The sequence below is a fragment of the Porphyromonadaceae bacterium W3.11 genome, assembly GCA_030434245.1.
Lineage (GTDB): Bacteria > Bacteroidota > Bacteroidia > Bacteroidales > Porphyromonadaceae > Porphyromonas_A.
Genome location: JAUISX010000001.1, coordinates 81,151 through 102,948 on the forward strand (window position 1 = coordinate 81,151; position 21,798 = coordinate 102,948).

Consider the following 21,798-nt stretch of genomic DNA (forward strand, 5'->3'; position numbering starts at 1 on the left):
ACTAATTATTTATGTCCAGCCTCTTTTGCCTCAATACTAAGTGTGGCATGAGGAACAGCACGCAAACGTTCCTTAGGAATCAACTTACCTGTTACCCTACAGATGCCATAAGTACCGTTCTCGATACGAACCAAAGCGGCTTCTAGATTTTGGATAAACTTTTTCTGACGTAATGCCTGTGCTGCCGTTTCTTGTCTAGAAAGCAGCACTGCACTCTCCCCTAAATTTTTGTATGTCGGCATTGTGTCGGTGATGTCATTTCCATCATTCATATCCATAGTAGAGACAAGGATGTCGTAATTACGCCTAGCCTTATCTAACTTTTTCTGAATAATCTCTTTGAACTCAACCAACTCCTCATCACTATATCTATTCTTCTCTGTCATTAGACTTTCCTCCAAATTTTATATACGTTTAACAACTACATGTACGTTTAGCCCCTCCTCTATATCGAGTAATTCTCCATCTTCCAATCCTTTGCGTAACTCTATTTTTAGTGCTTGCACTTGAGTGGAAATATAATCCTTGTGCACCTTTAGTGCTTTAGAGATATCATCTAAATCTTCTATCAGGACTTCTATCTTATCAGATACCTCAAATTCCTGAGACTTACGTATATTCTGAATGCGATTAACTAATTCTCGTGCAATTCCTTCTAATCTCAACTCATCTGTGATAGTTGAATCCAAAGCAACAGTTATAGCACCATCATTCTGAACAAGCCATCCCGGAACATCCTCAGAAATAACCTCAACATGCTCTAGTTGAATTTCAACCCCGTTGAAATCGATTTTTCCATTATTCTCAAAATCAATAATCTCGGACTTGCTCAGATTGGTAAGGAATGCAGCCGCTGACTTCATATCCTTGCCAAAAATTGGACCCAAAGCTTTGAAGTTTGGTTTAATTCTTTTGACTACAACATCAGCAGATGTATCTGCAAATATCATATCTTTGACATTGACCTCATTAAGGATTAAGTCCTTAACATGACCAATAGACTCAATAACTGACTTATCATTTGTCAAGATCAAAAATTTAGCCAATGGTTGACGAACCTTAATATTCATTCTTCTACGAAGTGCTAGAACCATACTTGATATTCTCTGAGCATAGTCCATAGAGTCCTCCAAGGCCTTATCTATCAAGCTCTCGTTAGCTTCAGGGAAATCAGTTAGATGAACACTTTCATCACTTCCTGTAAGATCACGATACAACCTATCCGAATAAAATGGTGCAAATGGTGCAGACAATTTCGCAATCGTCTCAAGAGCTAAGTAGAGAGTCTGATAAGCCGAAAGCTTATCATCACTCATTCCACCACCCCAGAACCTCTTACGACCTAAGCGTACATACCAGTTACTTAGCTGATCATTTACAAAGTCAGAAATAGCTCTTACAGCCTTTGTTGGCTCATAGTCATCCAGAGATTCTGAAACAAACTTCACTAAACTATTAAGTTTGGAAATGATCCATCTGTCTAGTTCAGGACGTTGATTATAAGGCATATCCTCAGATGAAGATGGGTCAAAATTGTCTAGATTAGCATAAAGAGCAAAGAAAGAATAGGTGTTATAAAGCGTTCCAAAATACTTTCGCTGTACCTCATCAACACCCTCTAGGTCAAACCTTAGGTTATCCCTTGGAGAGGAATTAGAGATCATGTACCAGCGTAATGGATCTGACCCTTTTTCGTCAATTGTAGAGAAAGGATCGACGCTATTACCCAATCGCTTCGACATCTTATTACCATGCTTATCAAGTACCAAACCATTTGAGATGACGTTCTTAAAGGCCACCCCATCAAAGATCATTGTAGCTAAGGCATGAAGCGTAAAGAACCAACCCCTAGTCTGGTCCACACCTTCAGCAATAAAGTCAGCTGGAAAAAATTTATGTTCATCTATCAGCTCCTTATTTTCAAATGGATAATGTAGCTGAGCATAAGGCATTGCACCTGAGTCAAACCAGACGTCTATCAAATCAGGCTCACGATACATTGGTTTACCTGAATCACTGACGAGTATGATTTCATCTACATAAGGACGGTGCAATTCAATAGCAGAGTAATTCTCGCTACTATTATCACCTACTTTGAAGTTAGCATACGGATTTTGCTCCATAAGCCCTGCCTTTACGGCTTTGTCCACTTCATTTTTAAGCTCTTCTACCGAACCAATACAGATAAGTTCTTGACCATCTTCTGTTCTCCATATTGGCAGTGGGGTTCCCCAATATCGGCTCCTACTAAGGTTCCAATCTTGAAGATTTTTCAACCACATTCCAAAACGACCAGTACCCGTACTAGTTGGTTTCCATTGAATAGTATCATTAAGCTCTATCATACGGTCTCTGCAAGCAGTACTTCTGATAAACCAACTATCTAATGGATAGTATAAAACGGGCTTATCTGTCCTCCAACAGTGGGGATAACTATGGGTCATCTTCTCTATTCTGAAGACTTGTCCTCGCTCTTTGAGCACTACACTTAATTCAATATCAAGAGTATCTTCACCTTCTGAAAGTGCATGATCATATTGATTCTTGACAAATCTACCACTGTACTTACCGTATTCATCTATATCAATACGATTAGCAACAAAATCCTCATCAAGATCTTCAAGTAAAAAGTACTTACCTGCTAGATCTACCATAGGACGCTCTTTGCCATCTTTATCAAGAAGCAACAAACCAGGAACACCATTCGCTTTTCCGACTCTCTGGTCATCAGCTCCAAATGTAGGTGCTATATGTACTATACCTGTACCATCTTCGGTAGTAACGAAATCGCCTATGATTACTCTAAAGGCCCCTTTACCAGGATCTACCCATTGGAATAATTGGATATACTCCATGCCCTCAAGGTCCCTACCCTTGTATTCTTTGATAATACGGTATGGAAGTACTTTATCCCCTTTTTGAGGTTGTTCCATTGGTAGTTCAGCACCTTCTGGCTTTAGGTACGAGCTTAATAAGTTTTTCGCCAAAAGAACAGTTATAGGATCAAGAGTATATGGATTATAAGTCTGAACTGCTAAGTAGTCAATACCTGCACCTACAGCTAAGGCTGTATTAGATGGTAAAGTCCATGGAGTAGTAGTCCAAGCCAAAAAATAAGCTTTCCCAAAGGCTGTAAGCTCAGAGGATGGATTCTTAATCTCGAACATAGCAGTACAGGTCGTATCCTTGACATCACGATAGGTACCTGGCTGATTTAATTCATGTGAGCTGAGCCCTGTACCAGCAGCTGGAGAATAGGGCTGAATAGTATATCCCTTATATAGCAGATCTTTATCGTAAAGTCGCTTCAGTAGATACCATAATGTCTCAATATATCTATTATCATATGTAATATATGGATTATCCATATCCACCCAATATCCCATCTTGTGGGTTAGGTCTTCCCATTCGCCAGTGTATTTCATTACCTCTTTTCGGCAAGCGGCATTATAATCAGCCACAGAAATCTTACTACCGATATCAGCTTTAGTAATGCCAAGATTTTTCTCTACACCTAGCTCCACAGGCAATCCATGAGTATCCCAGCCAGCCTTACGCTCCACCAAAAAACCTTTCATGGTTTTGTAGCGGCAGAATATATCTTTGATGGTTCTTGCCATGACGTGATGTATGCCAGGCATACCATTAGCAGAGGGTGGTCCTTCATAAAATACATACCTAGGGGCACCTTCTCTTAAGGAGAGGGACGCATCAAATAGCTGCTCTTTTTGCCACTTATCTAGCATCTCCTTATTAATCTCAGCAAGGCTTAGTCCATTATATTCCTTAAATCTCTTGTCTGTATTCATCATTATTTCCTTCAGATACCCTGTATAATTCCATTTTGGCAATGGTTTAATACATATGATCAGTGTTTATACTAAATTATTTGCAAAGATAACACTTTTAAGTGAGATTTGAGCTTCAATAATCAGTAAATTCCTGATTTGACGTCTAGGCTGCTACAATAATTTGACATCTTATTTCTAGTCCTTTCACACTAGCACAGATAAGAGTTACGTGACTTGTAAAAACGACACAACAAAAAAAAAGGTGTCTTAGAAGAATTCTTCTAAGACACCTAACTCATGAGCCTCTTGCCGGAGTCGAACCAGCGACCGTCTGATTACAAATCAGGTGCTCTACCAACTGAGCTAAAGAGGCGGGTGGGTAAGCGATCTACATCGCGCCGCTACAACCAGCTACCCTTGCTGCGGTCAAGCCCTGGGGGATTTCACCAGGAGCTGGCCGTGTAGGACTTACCCCTTTCGCTGTTTGCTCTGCAAAGATACAAAGAATATTGAAACCACCAAAACTTTTTCGTGAAAAATAATCTGTTCACTAAATAAAAAATAGGGAAATTAGGTCAATCACAGAATGTGAAAAGGGCTAATCATCTTATTTATAATGACATAAACAAGTGAGAGATTTTTCTTCATCGTATAAAAAAAATCTACAAGAAAAAAATGGATGAGGCACCTTTCTTCATAGTTGAGCCCCATCCACAAAAAACACGATTTTTTGATTATCTATTTCTACCTCCTAGAAAGAGTATGAAATGTTGAACATAAAGCTGCGTCCAGGCATGTTATAACCATCTTTTTCGGTATAGTTATCATCGAAAATATTCAGCACGTTCACTCCTGCTCTTAACTCTTCAGTAAAGTTATAGTAAATAGAACCATTAAATATCAATGACTCTGGATGCTTCAGATATTTTTCCTCCCAATAATCTGGATTCTCCTTCTCTAGAATTTCAGTAAGGTTAGGACGGAGGTCTGGCTTAAACCAGTTGTCTTCAAAACGTTGGCCACTAAAACGACCATTCAAGGCAAGTTCAAAACCATTTCTCTGGTACTCTACCCCAAAAGTAATGTTCTGCTTACGGACATACTTCATATCTTCCCAGTTACTATCCTTTTCTGACTTAAGCACTTTATAATCAAACATAAAGGTTGCATTCATAAAGGCTCGTAGAGAAAAACTGTAGTCCCATAGACTACCGAGGTCATAGGAAAGAACAGTTTCAAGACCACTCATTTTTGCTTTATCAGCATTCTCAAATGTTTTGATAGTCTTATCACCCTCTTGGATACGAGCATTGACAATAAAATCCTTGTGAGCAGTATTAAAATAAGTTACATCAGCATAGATGCCAGCCTCATGATTGTCATAACCAACTCCAAAGTCAATAGTACTAGATCGCTCAGGCTTCAAATCATTATTACCTCTAGTATATCCCAATGGTCCTTCGTACTCTCCTGACTTCTGGTAAGCATCAGGAGCTGAGAAGCCCATACCAAAGCTAGAGTGTACTCTAAACCCTTCAAATATCTCATACTTCAAACCAATATTAGGGCTTATCGTGAAATAGTTCTCTTTCTTGGCTTCATTCTTAAGATACGAATCTGCGGCCAAATCAAATAAGAGATAGTCAAATCTAGCACCCGCAGAGAGGTTAAGCCTATCTTGTAAAAAGTTAAGGCTACCTTGAGCAAATCCCGCAACATTTAGGGTACCATAAGCTGGCTTATATGGATCAATTCTCTTATCCTTTGCTTCATATCGCTTTGCATCTTGATTGAATGCCTTTACATCTAAGCCATAGACTAATTGGTGGTAACCAAAGTTAATATTATCCTGAGCCATCATCCCATAAGTGAGATCTCTTATTGCACTTGTTACAAATGCATCATCACTATCTTCATTATAGGTATTGGAGTTTTGAATATTGTAATATGGAGTAATATGCATCTCGTGCATTCCAAGATTTCCGATAACTTCTAATGAACCAGAGTAGCGGTTGAGATCTTTTCTTTTTTCTCCATTAACACCCCAGATACTACCACCTGTTGGAATACTGTTTCCTCCAAAATAGGCATTATATAGGTTGACACTCCATGCTGGTGAAAAATCATACCCTAGCCGTATGCGTCCTGAGAAAATACCATTTCGGCTTCCTTGCATCCGTATACCATAGGTACTAGGATCTATAATCTCTTTCTCCATCTCAGATAGCTTTAGGAGATTGTGACGACCAGTTTCATAATTTTGAGCCTGAGCTACAAATGAAAGGTTTGCATCAAAAGAAAGGCCACCTACGATGCGACCTCCAAGAGCTACAGACCCATTGGACTGTGAAAAGCTTCCGCCACCTAAGACAAAGCGACCTTTCAAATCTCCTTTGCTTTTTTCTGAAATCATATTGATGACGCCCCCCATTGCATTAGTGCCATACACAGCCGAAAATGGACCTTTAAGTACCTCTACTTGGCGAATACCAGATAAACCGAGTGTCGCTATGTTATCAGTACCTGATGGGATACCATCAATCAAAACTGTAACGTACTTCCCAGACGGCTTAAAACCTCTAATACCTACACTAGATAAAAAACCTGGATACTGAATGACATCAACCGAGCTATAGTTCTTAAGTAGGCTGGTCAATTCTGTAAAGCCAGACTTCTGAATATCTGGAGCCTGTATTAGCTCAATCTTCATGGGCAGCTTCTTTACAGGTGTAGCTATTCTTGTAGAATAAACGATGACTTCGGGGATTTTATACTCCCGAACAGAGTCAACCGGATTGGTGTGATCCTCACCTGCAAAAAGCTGCAGGGAGATACACAGTGTTAGAAAAGTCAAAAGAATCTTTCTCATGTTTTGTGATTTAAATATAAATGATTGTTATGTTATGATTTTCTCTTTTTTAGGCTCACTGGTTTATTGATTACCCCACGAAAGAATCTTATTCGGGATTAATCATTTGTTAAGTCTTTTATTTATCTCTTTTGGATCGAGCATGAGCGATGTATGCCAATGACAAGATCGTATCAGAAATGATTTGCTTATATATAGGTGACGATTCCATGAGGTTATGAGGTCTGGAACGTGATATATTGATGTCCTTAGCACCCTCACTTGCTAAGAGATGAGATAGCATCGACTGAATAGTAGTCACCAACATCTCATCTTTAATGATTCCCCACCTATTTTGATCACAGAGATGGGTGATGGCAGCTATAGGCACTAATAGTTTTTGGTCTGTGTCTATTTCTTCAATGGTTTTCCTAATTTCGTCAATGTTATCTGTATCTTTTATTGCATGTTGATAATACATAAATATGCTATCCTTAGTCATTCCATAACGTTTACTCTGCCACTCTATACTGGCTTGTCGAGTAGGATTCATACCGCATTGTAAATCGAGTGCTTTCGTTACCGCTTCCTTAACACTCTCTCCGATCATTTGTCCAAGAAGGACATGCTTGCCAGCATTATAAAGCTGCACATCCGACTCATCATTACATATTACGATGATAGAATCTGTACCTGATCCAGTGGCTATACCTTGTGAGTATCTGCTATTGGCCATTAATTCTTGCACTGCCACACACTTAGCTTCAGTAGCAGTTACGACGGCACGTGTGAGTGTGCCACCATCTAGCTTCGCATTGATGAAGAGAAATATATTAATGGTGCCAGCTGTCGGTTTAATACCTTGTCTTGTAAACTCATCATAGCTAGCTTTATCACCTGCTCTGCCTCCATTAACATCTATTCCTGCGGTAGCAATAGCCATCACCTCTACATTATGCTCAATGCGTCTAGCCATAGCACTATTCTCTATCAATGCAGCGGTCCCCATACCGGTACTTTCCTCTGGGGGCAGTCCTATCTTTATCGCCAAGTTATGATAATGCTCTTGTAGATTTTTACCCATCATTCCAGGACACTTTTTCTGCTTTATCAAAGGATTATTGCCACAACTATTATTGAAGGCATATCGTAGGTCCTGTCTATATCCACCGGATAGATTAGAAGTACTGACAACACCTCTCCTTCCTGAAAAGCGAACTATTAAGCTCTCATTCTCATGAAACATCTCATCGCCCATTGGACTGATGAATTTTAAATTTTCTTTTTCAAACATAATCTATACACTTAATATTGTATCTGAGTCTAATTGATCTAACGTATAGTATTGAGCGTCAATATTATTAGCTAGCTTCTTTGCTAATCCCAGTCGCAAAAAGCCTTCTTCGGTGTCAATGATGATAGTTTTAACAGAATGTGCTTTAAGTTGCTGTCCTATAGCAGATAGTTCAGATTCTGTATTTTCAGACTTGTAACTAGAGGTAGCTCGCCCATCTGTTAATAATACAATAACTGGAGCAGCCTTTTGCTCTCTTCTTTTAAGAGCTTGGACTACTTCAGTAGCTTTTCTCATTCCGAGATATAGAGGGGTCCGTCCTCCTGTGCGAACCTCTTTTAATAACTCCTGTGCCTTGGACACACTCTTGGTAAAGGGCAATATCAATTCACAGCTTTCGCCCCTAAAAGCTAACATTCCTACTCTATCACGCTTAACGTATGAGTTCTTCAGTAGCTCAATAATGAGCCCCTTTACCTTCTTCATCCTTCTCTTCACGCCCATTGATCCACTAGCATCAACAACAAAAAGGATGTGATAACCTGTACGATGTTGCTTGACTTGAAAACGATAATCCATAGGCTGTAACAATACTCTAGGAGCATTCAGAGGAGCCGATTGTCGTCTATGCCTTTGGAAAGGGGCCGCGGTACGAATAGTAGCGGAAAAGGCTAGATGCTCAATATTCCCACGTTCTGGAACAGCTTTTCGAAAGCTCCCTCTAAAATTATTCTGGGTACTCTTAACTCGAGATCCAAACCCAGCATCCAATCTTGTGGACCTACCTAAGTGATCCAAGGGATCATATTCCAAATAAAAATCTATAGGAAGCTCTTGATGCTCCTGTGTACGTGCGGAGTCATCGAAGTTAGGTTTATTATCAGGTGAATCATCTCCATGGGTCGCATCCCTATCTGAACTTTGCCCTGCGTAGGGAGTCAACGAGAGTTTCTGATTATCCTTTGGTTGTGTCTCCTCTGTTTGCTGCCCATCATTCGAGGACTTATTATCCCTGCCGTCCTCCTGCTGCTCATGAGACTCATCGTTATTATCATCAGTAGAAGTTTCAGGCGGTTCATGAGCAGGATTCAGACGACGATGCAACAATGCAAGATCCTGAACCGCTTTGACATCTCCCTTCTCCACCCTACTCTTTCCCATCCAGGCAGCATGAGCAATAGCCGCATTCAGTAAAGCAATGTCACCACGATGACCCAAAACGAAGTAATCCTGGCATGTCTTTGCTATTAATGCCATAAGTTCTTCTTCCAAGTGTACCTTATTGGTCATTAATTGACTTTGCTTTATCGTGGCATACAGCGGGTTTTCTTTGGGTATTCTACTAACTTTGTCAATCGACTTTCTTAATATCTGCCTCCTAACCTCTATATCACGTACAGTTCTTAACTCTACAAAAAGATTAAATTGATCTAATATAGTACTACTTAGCCCCCCTTCATTGGGGTTAATAGTAGCAATGATTTTAAAGCTATTCTTTATAGCACAGGTCGCTTGATAATCTAAGATGCTCTGTAGCACCATCCGATCATGGAGATTGATATTATCTATCAATACTATCTTGCCATTCAGTCTGTTTAGCAACCCAGATTTATACTTAATTGACCCATGCTTTATCAGGAGGTCAGTATCCATGTAATCTGATAGCATCTCTTGGGTAGTAGAACTAGGGATATTAACAATAAGATCATGCCTCTCGTCTCCAAGAACTGAATATAAGCTACGCAGTAACGAGGTCTTTCCCGTTCCCGATTCACCTGAAATAAGAAGGCTACATGAGGAGGGTTGGAGCAGCGTCAAGATTATCGCCAACTGTGCTTGATTGTTGCCCAATATGCTATCGAAAGAGATCATTTCTCCATCAACCTAATTATTTCACTACCATTAAATTGTCTATCCTCGAAGGGTCTTCTCTTTAATCGATGAGGAAGTACCAATTCAGCAGCCTTATATATGTGCTGTTTCTGAATAGACTCATCGCCCTCATAGGCAGCTAAAGCAAGAGCAGTCTTCAGCAGTGTTATATCTGCTCTGTGTCCATCAACTTCTAGCTTGATCCCAATAGCAGCAATTAAGTCAAGGATCTCATCAGAGTATTTGATTTCGTTGAGAATCTGCTTCGCATGACTTACCCTATCTGCCAACTGCTTTTCGTCATGTTCAAAATCTTTTATAAACTTTTCTGGGCTCTGTTCAAATTGAAGCCTACGCTTAAGGATTTCTGTACGTGCTTCTTTCGTAGACTCCCCATGTACCTCCACGGATAATCCGAAACGATCTAAGAGCTGTGGTCTCAGATCACCTTCCTCTGGATTCATGGTACCGACTAGGACAAAACGAGAGGGGTGGGTATGTGAGATACCTTCTCTTTCCACATAATTGACGCCCATCGCGGAGACATCTAATAAGACGTCCACAAGATGATCCTCTAGTAAGTTTACTTCATCAACATACAAGATATGGCCATCTGCTCGGTATAGTATTCCTGGCTCAAAGCGGGTCTCACCTGTCTGGATAGCGTGCTCGACATCAATTGAACCAATCATCTTATCCTCTGTAGTCGAAAGCGGTAACTCTACCACCTTCCTACCGAAGACAAGATTCTCCATAGATCGTACAATTGTGGACTTGGCGGTGCCTTTTTCTCCAAATATTAGTACCCCACCAATTTTTGGATTAATTAGATTTAGGATCAAGGCCAGCTTCATCTGGTCTTGTCCCACAACCGCTGTAAATGGGTATCGCAACTTCTTATTTTCCATATATTTCGAATTATCAATGATTATTCATCGCCCTCCATTAACCCTTCACACTCTAGATATATTGACTGGACCATGTCGAGAGTTTCTTCCTTAGCATTCCACATTCCTCGCTGTGCTGCCTCTAGTAACTTCGCTGCTACTTCACGCAGTGCCCATGGATTAACACCCTGCATCCATTCTTTATTCTCAGGATTTCCAAGGAAGTGATCAGCCAGTGCCTCGTAGTTCCAATCTTCGATGAGGTCAGCTGTAGCATCCCACCCAAAGATATTATCCATATTGTACGCCACATCTTGAGCTCCTTTGTATCCATGTGCTTTCAGACCATTGATCCAGATCGGATTAAGAAGGCGAGAACGAATGACCCGTGCAGACTCTTCCTTGACATTTCTAACCACAGTAAAGTTAGGATCGGAGCTATTTCCGTAGTATGACTCAGGTTTTTTACCACTACACTTCTTCACTGCAGCGATTAACCCTCCGTGGTAAATAAACTCGTCATCCATATCGAAGAGGTCAAAGTCTATTGTATTCTCATTCTTCACGGTTGCTTGTACTTTAGCAAGCTGTCGCTCTAGATTTCCCCTACACTTCTCTCCATGAAATTCTCTTCCGTAAGCATGTGCCGCCCAAGTGATAGCAGCGGTAGCGAGATCTTCATCTGTTTGCCAATTCTTCGCCTCTACAAGGACATCCACACCTCCTCCATACCCCCCTGGAGGACATCCGAATACTCTGACGGCCGCTTCTTGTGTTGCTACTTCTATCGTCGTTCCTTTATCCAAAAGGCTTTGAACATCTTCATCAAAATGCTTTTTGATGAAATTCATATCATAAGGCTCATCTAGAGAAATCAATAATTGAGTAGCATCATCGAGAAGCTGAATTAAGTTTGGAAACGTATCACGCAGTAATCCGGAAATACGTGAGACGATATCAATCCGAGGCCTTCCTAGTTCTTCAAGAGAAATGACCTCCAGTCCGATAACCTTATCTGATGATGGCGATAACCACTTAGGCTTAAGCCCCATCAACCAAAGAATCTCGCCAATATCCTCACCATGAGTCCTCATCTGATCACCAGAGTAGAGAACTATAGCTATACTTTCGGGATAAGTCCCAGAGTTTTCTAAATGCTTGGATAGTAATTGATCTCCTAATGATTTACCCAACTTATATGCGACCTTAGAGGGGACTTCATTAGGAACGATTCCATACATATTCCTACCTGTCGGGAGAATATCTAAGTTGCCTCGGGATGGACTTCCACCCTTTCCTGGTAGTACAAAACCCCCATTTATCCCTTTTCTGAAGTACTCCAATTCATCCGTAGTACGAAGTAACTTTGGAATCACCTCTCTTTCTATCAAAGCCATCATCTGATGAAAGCCAGACAAACTCTTTTTTTCTCCGCCTAGAATATCATATAGAGCCTCATCAGATATCGCATGATAGTCATTCTTTCGAAGTGCTTCTACAAAAGACTTTGCTATCATTACAAAGTCGTCACGTAGCATGATAGAGCTTTTACCAGAAGGCCATATATGATTAGGTTCGTCTATTAAAGTGTGGTAATCACAGCCATAATAACTAGCAATTGTCTCAGGTAATGAGGGGGTATCACCATTTTGTAGCCTCAATAACAGACGAGCAAAACTAGCCAGCCTATCATCTTCAGGAGGCGTGCCAAAAATATGCAACCCTTCCTTTACCATTGAATGCTTGATCACCCCTAACCACTTATGTAATTCAGCAATGTAATCTTCTGCAGAATAATTATGCTCAGTAGCTCTGAGATCGTCATCCAAATTCAATTCCTGAGCAAGTTTGATAATCTGTTCGCCCAGAAGATCTTTTTCCCTAATATTCATAGGAGCAGTTATATACTGAGTAACCAAAGCATCAAGCTCTGAAAGTTCATCATAAGTCCCCGATTCGATAGAAACGGGTTCTAGATGATTAAGAAGAACTGCGGCTGTTCGTCTTTTAGCTTGTATACCCTCTCCAATGACAGTCGTGTGATATGGGTATAGATTAGGTAAATCATCAATATTTATGAGGGGGAAGCAATCTTTTGAGAGCCCTTTTTCCTTACCCGGTAACCACTCAACTGACCCATGTGTACCGACATGAATAACCACATCTGCTTTGAACTGATACCTAATCCACTTATAGATAGCAATGTAGAAGTGTGGACATGAAATATCTGGGCTATGATATATCTTTTCGGACTGTTCTTCAAGTCCTCTAGGAGGTTGCAAGGCGATAAATAGATGCTCATTGAGCACACCTGGTACAGGCATTACACCGTCTATCACTTTAAAATCACCTGGTGCTTCGCCCCAATCTTTTTCAATGAATCTTTTACTTTTTTCTGTCAAAGAATCATACCATCTTTGATAGAGTGAACGTGAGATGTGATCTATCGCACGACTGAGTGTCTCCTCATCCGTTAACCACTCGGTATCATTGCTGACTGTATCAATTATCTCCTTAATAATCTCATCTCCATTCTGATAATGATTGTCAAACCTTATCCCTTCTGACTCTAATACTTTTAGGAGATTAAAAACGGATGCCGGAGTATCTAATCCTGCTGCACACCCTATCATATCATTTCGAGGGGGCATGTTATGAAAGATGATAGCGACTCGCTTCTCGCTATTCTTTTTATGCCTCAACTTAGCCCAATTATAGGCGAGCTTGGAAACAGTCTCGATACCCTCATGAAGAGGTAAAATCTTCGATGGATCTTCTTCATCCGTGACCCCGATAGGATATCCATCAATCTGACCATCAAATTCAGGATAATATATTGCGGATATAAGACTCATCATATCAACCCCCTCTATTCGTTCTCTCCAGATCCTCTCAGTATAATATGTATGATAAGCCTGTATCACAGGTATATTCATCTGTACGAGGATTGAACGCTCCTCCGATTGATCATCATCCATCCATAGAGCTCCTTGGGTCTCAAATACGCCCAAAGAATATGAAATAGTATTGATTAGGACATCTATTAGTAACTCTCCTTCGTGATAAAAGTACTTCCGCATGGCATTAGAGATCCCCTCCTGACCTGTACGACTATCCTCTGCACCAGTCGAAAAAATCGGGATTACAGCAAAGCCTCTACTCCATAAATGTGAGATCAGAGCATCAATATGCTCAAGATTGCGAGAGGAATATAGATAAAAGGGTATCGTAACACCACAGACATATTGTCCTAATGCTCGTGCCTCTCGTGCTTTCTGTATGACCTGAACCGGCCGTTCTCCTTTCCGTAAATAAAGCCCATCCCACTCTGGAATTTTAGGCTCGCCATAAGAGACATCATATCCTCCAAACTCCGAGGCCAAAAAGCGATGTAATTGATTATTATACTCATCACGGCATTTCACATACCGAAGAACTCTAAGATATGTAGGGACTGTAATACGTAATAAAGGACGTACTTCAGACATTTCATCTTCTATGCCAGTCGAGATAAACATATACTTATCTTGGATAAAGAGCTCTTTGAAGCGATCAAACTTTCTAAAGATACCAAGTCCCCCGTGTGTTAATAGCAATATAAAGTCCGCTTCTCTCAATGTGTCCCAAGGAGAACCCACGGCGTCCTCATCAGTATCATCAAGCTGCTTCGTCGTAAGCTTTGTAATCTTTAGCTGAAACTCATCTGTCGCTAACGCTTCGTAGGGTGATAGTCTAGTATGATTATCTAAGAGATAAACAATGTTGTAAACCTTGCTCATAGGATCTTATTTTGATTCATTATGTAGCGTTACTAATGTAATAATGAGGTCTCTTAATGAAGAATACCTTTCGCCCCTAAAGAGCCAATCATCTTCACCTATAATAATTTCATATTGTCCTGCATCTTCACTTGGCATAAAGCCCTTTCGTTCTAAAGCTCTAACGGTCCATGAATATCTGAGTCCGTCACCTATCAGACGAACCGGAATAGTATTACTTTGAATCACCGAAAACTCCCCTCTCTCCTGATCAAACTTCAACTTTTCGTTACCAAATACAGATTCAAAGCGACCACTAAGTACTAAGTCTTCAGGTGACCCACTATAGATTTCTCCAGATTTATTCATCAGCCATACAGTATCCGCCCAATGCAGAGCGAGATCTAGTTCATGGGTCGAAACGATAATGCTACTGCCTGTTTGTTCAGTTAGAGTCTTCAGCATCATAATCACATCCAGACGACTGGGGAGATCTAAGTGTGCAGTGGGTTCGTCCAATAGCATCACGGGGGTCTGCTGTGCAAGAGCACGTGCAATCATCACTCTCTGCTTTTCGCCATCACTTAATTCGCTAAAGTAGCGATGCTCATACCCCTGAAGGTGACATATTCTTATGGCTTGACGTACTATCTCATGATCTTTCTCCATGAGAGAGCCAAAAGCCCCAACGTATGGGTAACGACCTATTTCGATAATATCCTGAACAGAGATGAGAGGAGAATGAATTCTATCAGTCAGGACCAAACTTAGAAGCTTGGCTCTATCCTTTGGCTTTAGCGAGTGTGTAGATTGATTCGTAATCTTTACATCACCGTGAAGCGGAGGCAGAAGTCCTGAAATAGTATTCATCAAAGTAGATTTTCCACACCCATTCGGACCCATGAGTAAGACCAGCTCTCCCTCGCAGACAGAGAGCTGTACTTTTTTAGATACGACTCTAGTCGGATCCTTCTTACTGATATATCCAGTTGTTAACTGTTCTATTTTTATTGTCGTCTTCATTAGAAAACTGATTTACCCCGACTGTTCTTAATAATCCCGATAACCACTACTGGTGCTCCTATAATTGAGGTGATTGCATTAATTGGAAAGACTAAGTCTCCACCCGGAAACTGGGTGATGATATCACAACAAAGCAGCAGAAGTGACCCACAGAGCATATTAGCCACTATTAATATTTTGTTATCTGCAGTGCGAAATAAAATTCGTGTAAAGTGTGGTACTGCAAGTCCTAGAAAAGCAATGGGGCCAACAAAGGCTGTAATCGTACCTGTTATGATACTTGTTATCAATATTAGGGACACCCGAACCTGCTTAACATTAACCCCGACGCTGCGAGCATAATTCTCCCCTAATGCTATAGCATTTAAGTATTTCGGGAGTCCTAGTGTTAGGATCAATGCAACTAAGACGACAGGAACAACCAAGCGTAGCTGCTCCCAAGTGGTACCTGATATACTCCCAAATGACCACAATAGATAGCTACGCAATGCTTCCTCTTCCGAAAAGTACTGTAATATGGTGATTACTGAACTGGCCAAAAAGCCAATCATCACCCCGATAATCAAGACAGATACTATATCTTTGAGGTATGAGACAAATGCAAGTATAATGAGCAAAACAGCTAGCGATCCAACACAAGCAGCAATAGCAATTGCCCAAACATTATAAACGCCTGGACCTCCACCTAAGCCTGGGACTAAGACGAATGACATCGTATAAAGTGCTACACCTACTCCTGCACCGCTATTGATACCTAGAATGGAGGTATCAGCCAACGGATTCTGAAAAAGTGCTTGAAGACAAAGTCCTGCTGTGGCGATACCTGCACCTGCAACTAAAGCTGTGATAGCTTTGGGCAAGCGGAAATTAAGTACAATAAAATCGGAGGTGCTTAATTCGTCTGAGTTAGCTGTGATGCGCTCTAAAGAAGATAGTACCTCTGAAAAACTGAGTGACACGCTACCCCATAGTAACTCCACAAAAAATGCTAGAAGGATAAGAATGGGGAGAATGAGGAAGAGAAATTTCTTGCGATTCATTGCCTTGTTAATTGCTTAAAGTATGTTGTTTCATAATCTGGGAGCAAATAGGGACGAGTAATCTTGATGAGATCTTTAAGAATAAGATCAGGGTGATATGGACCACTCTCCCAGTAGTCATTACCACCATATTCATTAACCCTCTTTTGATCAGTGACGAGTGTTCCTCCTTCCTGAGTCGCTGCAAAAAAACGGTATCGGTCATTCTGAGCAATAAAGTCTTTATAGGTCATCACACTACTCATCATCACGCAGATCCAGACCTTAACATCTCTATTATTCTTAAATATCCGCTCAAAGCTACATGGAAGGCTACTCACTCGCCCTTCTGCGTAATCGAAGCTTAGTTTAGCATCATGAAGCATTGAGGTCACATAGCTGAACTCACCAGGTAGATACCATGTTCCCTTGTAATCCTGCCCATACATCACGGGAATTATCTCTTCCTCATTAGCTACAATCTCTTTGACGGAGTCATACTCCCTGGTTACTTCTCCAAAGACCTCACTAGCCAACTTATTATCTCCAAAGAGCATTCCAATAAACTTGATCCACTCCGCCCTGCCTAATAGACTTTGTTCTTTCCAAGAATTGTATAACAGGATATCAATACCAGAATCCTTAAATTTCTGAGCTTCCTCAGGTGTTCTCGTAAAGTCCATCAATACCACATCAGGCTGAAGAGCCATGATTCGTTCCATATTTTTAGACATTCCCCTACCCACCTCTTGAATACGTCCCTCTTTGGCTAGAGCCCTAAGCTTGAGGTCATTGATATTCTTAATAGATACGACACCGACCAGGTGCTCCTCCCTATTCAGTATAGGCAAAGCTCCAACTTGTACACTAGAGGTACATACTATATTCGTAATTGGAATAGGAATATATGCCGTCACTTTCGCATCGCTGAATTCACTTAATTGAGGACGTTCCATGTGACGCGGATACAAGACATAGGTGTCTATGGTATCTGGAAGATCGGGATGAAAAATATAAACAATTTTATAGTTCTCACCATTCACTACATCTATCCCCTTAGCATTTTGAAATGCAACAGGATAGTTAAAATCGACACTGTCAACTTGATTAACACCACTTTCTGAATCACTACTCGTATGTTTATTTCCACACGAGCTAAAGACCAGAAGAGCAATAGCTACAATACTAACAATTAATGATTTATCAGACATCCCATTAAAGTATTAACTCTCGGGACATAAGAAAAACCAATAAGCTAGCTAATACGAATATCTATGCGAATCATAGATATTTCAGAAAAGAAAACATATGGTCAATTCCTTTCACCCGAAAGAATTAAACAACAAAAGGGTTATGAGGTAGGTCTTCCGACTTAATTCAAAATATCTACACCTTCCCACCTAAATAAAACAGGCAGTGGCACAAAGTAGTATTTTAACAAATATCACGGCTACGGGGATAGTTTTGGATTTGCACCAAATTCCCTTTTAATCGTATCAGAGAAAATAAAACCACATTGATTTTAATACCCTTTACGAACCGATAACTCTTTTTTACACGAATGCAAAGATAGCTAAATTTCCACTCTCACTCAACTAGCTCTGCAAAATAGATATCACAAATAACGATGTTTTGAACCAACCAATAAAAGCGACTCATTTTTTAGTTATATAATAGAGAAAAGTTTCACATAAGAAACAATTTTTCTTCTCATGAGAAAAAAATATTCTTCCTATAGGAACGTTTTGTCGAGTAATATTCTACGCTTCATTAGTTTTTTATTGACGCTAAATGCGTTAAATATACGCTTTAAAACGTGCTTTTGTGAATAATAGATAGATCGCTGGTAATATCACTTATTTCTATCCGTTCCTCTAAAAGTCGGTATATCAATACTTAAATATAGCTCTTCAACAAAACTCTAAAATTGTATAAAGAGGTGTCTTAACCGCATCATTTCTGCGATTGAGACACCTCATTATACTCTTTTATGGTTTTATCGTACACCAATAATTTAGAACCCTTAATATTTAGATTCCCTTTTCGGGAATGTTAGGATAGAGAATTTTAATAATCAACTGCCTTTTCAAACCAAATTAATCGCAGACGAGTAATTTAGAACTTATGAATAGCAGGTGGCTTACCTCTGATAGTGTTAGTATAATGTGTCGATAATATTGTCAATCACATTTACATCTAAAATTTGCAAGTCTCCAGTGGTCGCATTCATAATATCTTTGTAATTTAAATCCTTCGATAAGGATTCCATCGAAGCGGCGCCTACACCCTGAAAAGATTTGATCACGATATTATAGTGTGTATTTCTTACAACAGCATATAATCCTGGGATAGCACTTTTTCCCTTTAATTGTTCTTCTGTAAAGTGTTGTATTGGAATTGAGAAAAAGCTAGTTCCATGCTTGTAATATCTGATTGACTTACTTTGATAGCCATTCTTTGGGTATTGATCACTACTACCTTTTAATTCACGGTATGCTGTAATTATATCAATATCCTCATCTGTTTTAGTCTCTGACTCATTGCTTTTTTTGTAAAGAGCATCAAACTCTGCTTCGGAAAATCCTTTATCCTTGAAATAGACCCAGGAGGGTAGTTTGCTTCTATCTCTAATGGAATTAATATCTGCATCACCTAAATTCATATCCTTGGGGTATATCATAGCCATGACTATTAATCGCGTAACCACCGTTCCCCAATAGTCCTTAGCATCCATTGTATTTTCAGGGATAATCAAATAACTATTTTCCCTATCATCTTTCGATGAATAATAAAACGTGAACTTTTCACTCCCGTCTTGATTATAAAAGGGATGGTACAAAAAATCAGGCTCTAATAAATCCATTTCTTTAGACCCGAAGTTCGAATAGTTTGGATCAATAGGGAAATCAATGCCTAGTTCAGTCTTGACTTGCTGATCATATTTTGGCAATAAAATAAATTTCTTATTTAGAACGTCTGCAAAAACAAGAATGCTATTATTAGAGATAATGAATCTATTATCATGGATCACAGGAGACCAGTTAACTGATGCAAAAGCATTAATTGGAGCTAAGACACACTCATCAAGAGCATATGTATGGTCAGACAACGTGGATATGCTCGGTTCTTTCTCTGAAATAATGAGGGGGTTAGAATTTATATATATACTATTCTTAAGATATCCTTTGGTGTAAAACTCTTTCTCATCTCTTACTATTGCAGATTGCATCAGCTTGAATGGCTGACCTACAGATGTAGCACTCTTAATGGCTTCGGTAGCACCTGCTATAATGTAAATATGATATTACCCCCTATTTATTTTAAATGGTATTTTAATCCTAAATTTTGAGTCTGTGTTATCACTTTGTATAAAGTCTTTCCCACTTAGAACTCCTTTATGAGCATTTATATCACAATCATAGGTATAAGCAACAGTTGAAGACTTTATGTCAGAATCAAGTTGATAGAAAACAATCCTTAAACCCTCGAAATTAATTCTCGCTTTTCTCATTTCATCAACCGTTGAAGGGTATGCCCGTGTTACCACATCAGAAAAAGAAGCGGTTAATAAGATCTCCATTTGCTCCTTTTCGACAATGTTATTTTCTTCAACATCAAGAGAAACACGCTGCACACAACCACTAAGTACAAGCACAGTGGTAATCGCTATTAATAACTTAAGATTTTTCATGATAAACTACAAGAATATAGTCCTATTGTATATATAGTAAATGTGTTTTGATAATATTAACAAGCAAATCTAATAAATATAAATAAACAACACAATTGTTTCTTGCTTTATTGCACTTGGACGAAAGTTTTTACCTGCGAGAGCCAAGCAGTACATTGATTGTATTTCCTTTAATGTGCTATGTGAAATATTAGGAAGATCTGATGATTGCTGATAATTCGATTTCTAGCATGAATACCTTAACCCTTATGGTAGTGTCCCCAAAAGTGTGTACGGCAGAATGCGTCTCTGAAAAGCAAACCTACATATTTTTTCGCTTTGTTTTCCATAAACATTAAAGATAGACCAATAAAGAATTAAGGCAAGGCTGTCGTAGCACCGCGGAGACACCGCCTTGCCGTATTCTTTTAGGTTGATATCTTTGTGTTGGAAAATAAAGCACATTGTTGTTATTTACTTTTCATTGTTCTTCCTAAGTCCAAGAGTTAGATCTCCTATTCTTTTCTTCAGATAGTTTGCATTGATTGCAATACTACCTATCAAGTGTAGAGCGGATTCTACGCTAGGTAATGCACATTTATATCGAGCCCCTTTCTTTACCTGTCTATTGAAGCGTTCTATCCAGTTAGTACTATGAATGTACTTGCGAACACTGACGTCGTATTTTAGGTATGTGAAGTAATACTCTATCCTCTGACCGTTAGCTATTTTTGTGAGAAAAGGATAGCTCTTACGCCATCTGAACGCAAAGTTTTTAAAGCTCTCTAGGCCATCTAAAGGTGAGCTTCTTGAGCCGTCTTTACTAAAGACCTCCTGTAGATCACTTGCGATGGCTGACTTATCTCGAGGGCGTATCTTTCGAGTTATTTCTCGCTGTAGATGCACCGTGCAGAGCTGGACTTCCACTTCTGTAAAGTGCTCACGTGCAACCTCTTCAATGTTATTCAACCCGTCTGAAATGATTAGTCCTACCTCTTCGAGTCCTCGGCTTTTTAGATCCTCAAAAAACTCGCCCCAGATGCCGCTTCCCTCTGTTGGATTATTATAGACACCCACGATGTCTCGACGTCCTTCGCTATCTAAACTCATCACTACAAAAAATGCCTCCTTGCTCACACTTTCTCCTCTCCGTACAGGAAGATATGTAGCATCGATAACAAGTGCCTCTAAAGTCCTCGGTAGACGTCTTTGACGCCACTCTTCTACTGCTTCTTGGGTCGATAAGGAGAGACGATTGATTTGACTCGTACTATAACGTTTACCATACAAACGCTCGAATACTCCAGAGATATCCTCCATCGTATTACCGCAGCTATATAGATAACCTGCTAGTTCTCCCATCTCTTTCTCTTGATCTTTGAGAACGCCTAAAATCAAGGGCATGAAGCCCTGCTGTCGAGTTCGGGGTACTCGTAATTCTAGCATATTACCACTCGCAAAGATGCGACGGGGGCGGTATCCATTGCTCACATCGCCACTATCTTCTTTATACAGTTCCCTCTCCCCTTGCATCGCTATTTCGATGATTAACTCCATTAAACGACCAACTCCATTTGGCTCTGTCATCACGTTTGATAGAATTTCCTTAAATTGCATTTGTGTAAGTCTCATCTTC

13 protein-coding genes, 1 tRNA gene and 1 riboswitch are annotated in these 21,798 nt (G+C 39.9%); all 14 genes read right to left on the reverse strand.

The genetic code is table 11. From position 1 onward, the window contains the following. Positions 1-5: 5 nt before the first annotated feature. The 14 genes from QYZ87_00310 to QYZ87_00375 all read right to left on the reverse strand — a co-directional run bounded on the left by QYZ87_00310 (position 6) and on the right by QYZ87_00375 (position 21,779). Positions 6-386 carry a TraR/DksA C4-type zinc finger protein gene (locus tag QYZ87_00310; protein MDN4752981.1) on the reverse strand — a complete coding sequence of 127 codons (381 nt, stop codon included), beginning with the start codon at positions 384-386 and terminating at the stop codon, positions 6-8. 18 nt (positions 387-404) lie between these two features. Further along, the gene (gene ileS / locus QYZ87_00315) at positions 405-3,809 is read right to left on the reverse strand and encodes an isoleucine--tRNA ligase (protein ID MDN4752982.1); all 3,405 of its coding nucleotides are present in this window, start codon (positions 3,807-3,809) and stop codon (positions 405-407) included. 282 nt (positions 3,810-4,091) lie between these two features. After that, positions 4,092-4,164 (reverse strand) — tRNA-Thr (locus QYZ87_00320). A gap of 378 nt (positions 4,165-4,542) precedes the next feature. After that, positions 4,543-6,660 (reverse strand): TonB-dependent receptor, encoded by a 2,118-nt coding sequence (locus QYZ87_00325; protein MDN4752983.1) that lies wholly within the window; start codon positions 6,658-6,660, stop codon positions 4,543-4,545. 118 nt (positions 6,661-6,778) lie between these two features. Beyond that, positions 6,779-7,933, reverse strand: coding sequence for an adenosylcobinamide amidohydrolase (locus QYZ87_00330; protein ID MDN4752984.1), 1,155 nt, complete (start codon positions 7,931-7,933; stop codon positions 6,779-6,781). Positions 7,934-7,936: 3 nt separating this feature from the next. Then, complete coding sequence (locus tag QYZ87_00335) at positions 7,937-9,805, reverse strand: VWA domain-containing protein (GenBank protein MDN4752985.1); 1,869 nt, start codon at positions 9,803-9,805, stop codon at positions 7,937-7,939. Beyond that, positions 9,802-10,713 (reverse strand): AAA family ATPase, encoded by a 912-nt coding sequence (locus QYZ87_00340; GenBank protein ID MDN4752986.1) that lies wholly within the window; start codon positions 10,711-10,713, stop codon positions 9,802-9,804. Before QYZ87_00340 ends, QYZ87_00335 begins: the two co-directional genes overlap by 4 nt. 20 nt (positions 10,714-10,733) lie before the next feature. Beyond that, the gene (locus QYZ87_00345; GenBank protein ID MDN4752987.1) at positions 10,734-14,471 is read right to left on the reverse strand and encodes a cobaltochelatase subunit CobN; all 3,738 of its coding nucleotides are present in this window, start codon (positions 14,469-14,471) and stop codon (positions 10,734-10,736) included. Positions 14,472-14,477: 6 nt separating this feature from the next. Then, positions 14,478-15,473 (reverse strand): ABC transporter ATP-binding protein, encoded by a 996-nt coding sequence (locus tag QYZ87_00350; protein ID MDN4752988.1) that lies wholly within the window; start codon positions 15,471-15,473, stop codon positions 14,478-14,480. Next, positions 15,473-16,513, reverse strand: a complete 1,041-nt coding sequence (locus QYZ87_00355) for an iron ABC transporter permease (GenBank protein ID MDN4752989.1) — start codon at positions 16,511-16,513, stop codon at positions 15,473-15,475. The genes QYZ87_00350 and QYZ87_00355 overlap by 1 nt, the downstream gene beginning before the upstream one ends. Continuing rightward, a complete protein-coding gene (locus QYZ87_00360; protein ID MDN4752990.1) occupies positions 16,510-17,703 on the reverse strand; it encodes an ABC transporter substrate-binding protein in 1,194 nt (397 codons plus the stop codon). The genes QYZ87_00355 and QYZ87_00360 overlap by 4 nt, the downstream gene beginning before the upstream one ends. 128 nt (positions 17,704-17,831) lie before the next feature. After that, a riboswitch (cobalamin riboswitch) is annotated at positions 17,832-18,023 on the reverse strand. A 624-nt stretch (positions 18,024-18,647) separates the two neighbouring features. Beyond that, positions 18,648-19,721, reverse strand: coding sequence for a fimbria major subunit (locus QYZ87_00365; protein MDN4752991.1), 1,074 nt, complete (start codon positions 19,719-19,721; stop codon positions 18,648-18,650). A 75-nt stretch (positions 19,722-19,796) separates the two neighbouring features. Beyond that, positions 19,797-20,183: a hypothetical protein gene (locus tag QYZ87_00370; GenBank protein MDN4752992.1), complete on the reverse strand. Its 387-nt coding sequence runs from the start codon at positions 20,181-20,183 to the stop codon at positions 19,797-19,799. A 453-nt stretch (positions 20,184-20,636) separates the two neighbouring features. Next, positions 20,637-21,779 carry an IS256 family transposase gene (locus tag QYZ87_00375; protein ID MDN4752993.1) on the reverse strand — a complete coding sequence of 381 codons (1,143 nt, stop codon included), beginning with the start codon at positions 21,777-21,779 and terminating at the stop codon, positions 20,637-20,639. Between the last annotated feature and the right edge of the window lie 19 nt (positions 21,780-21,798).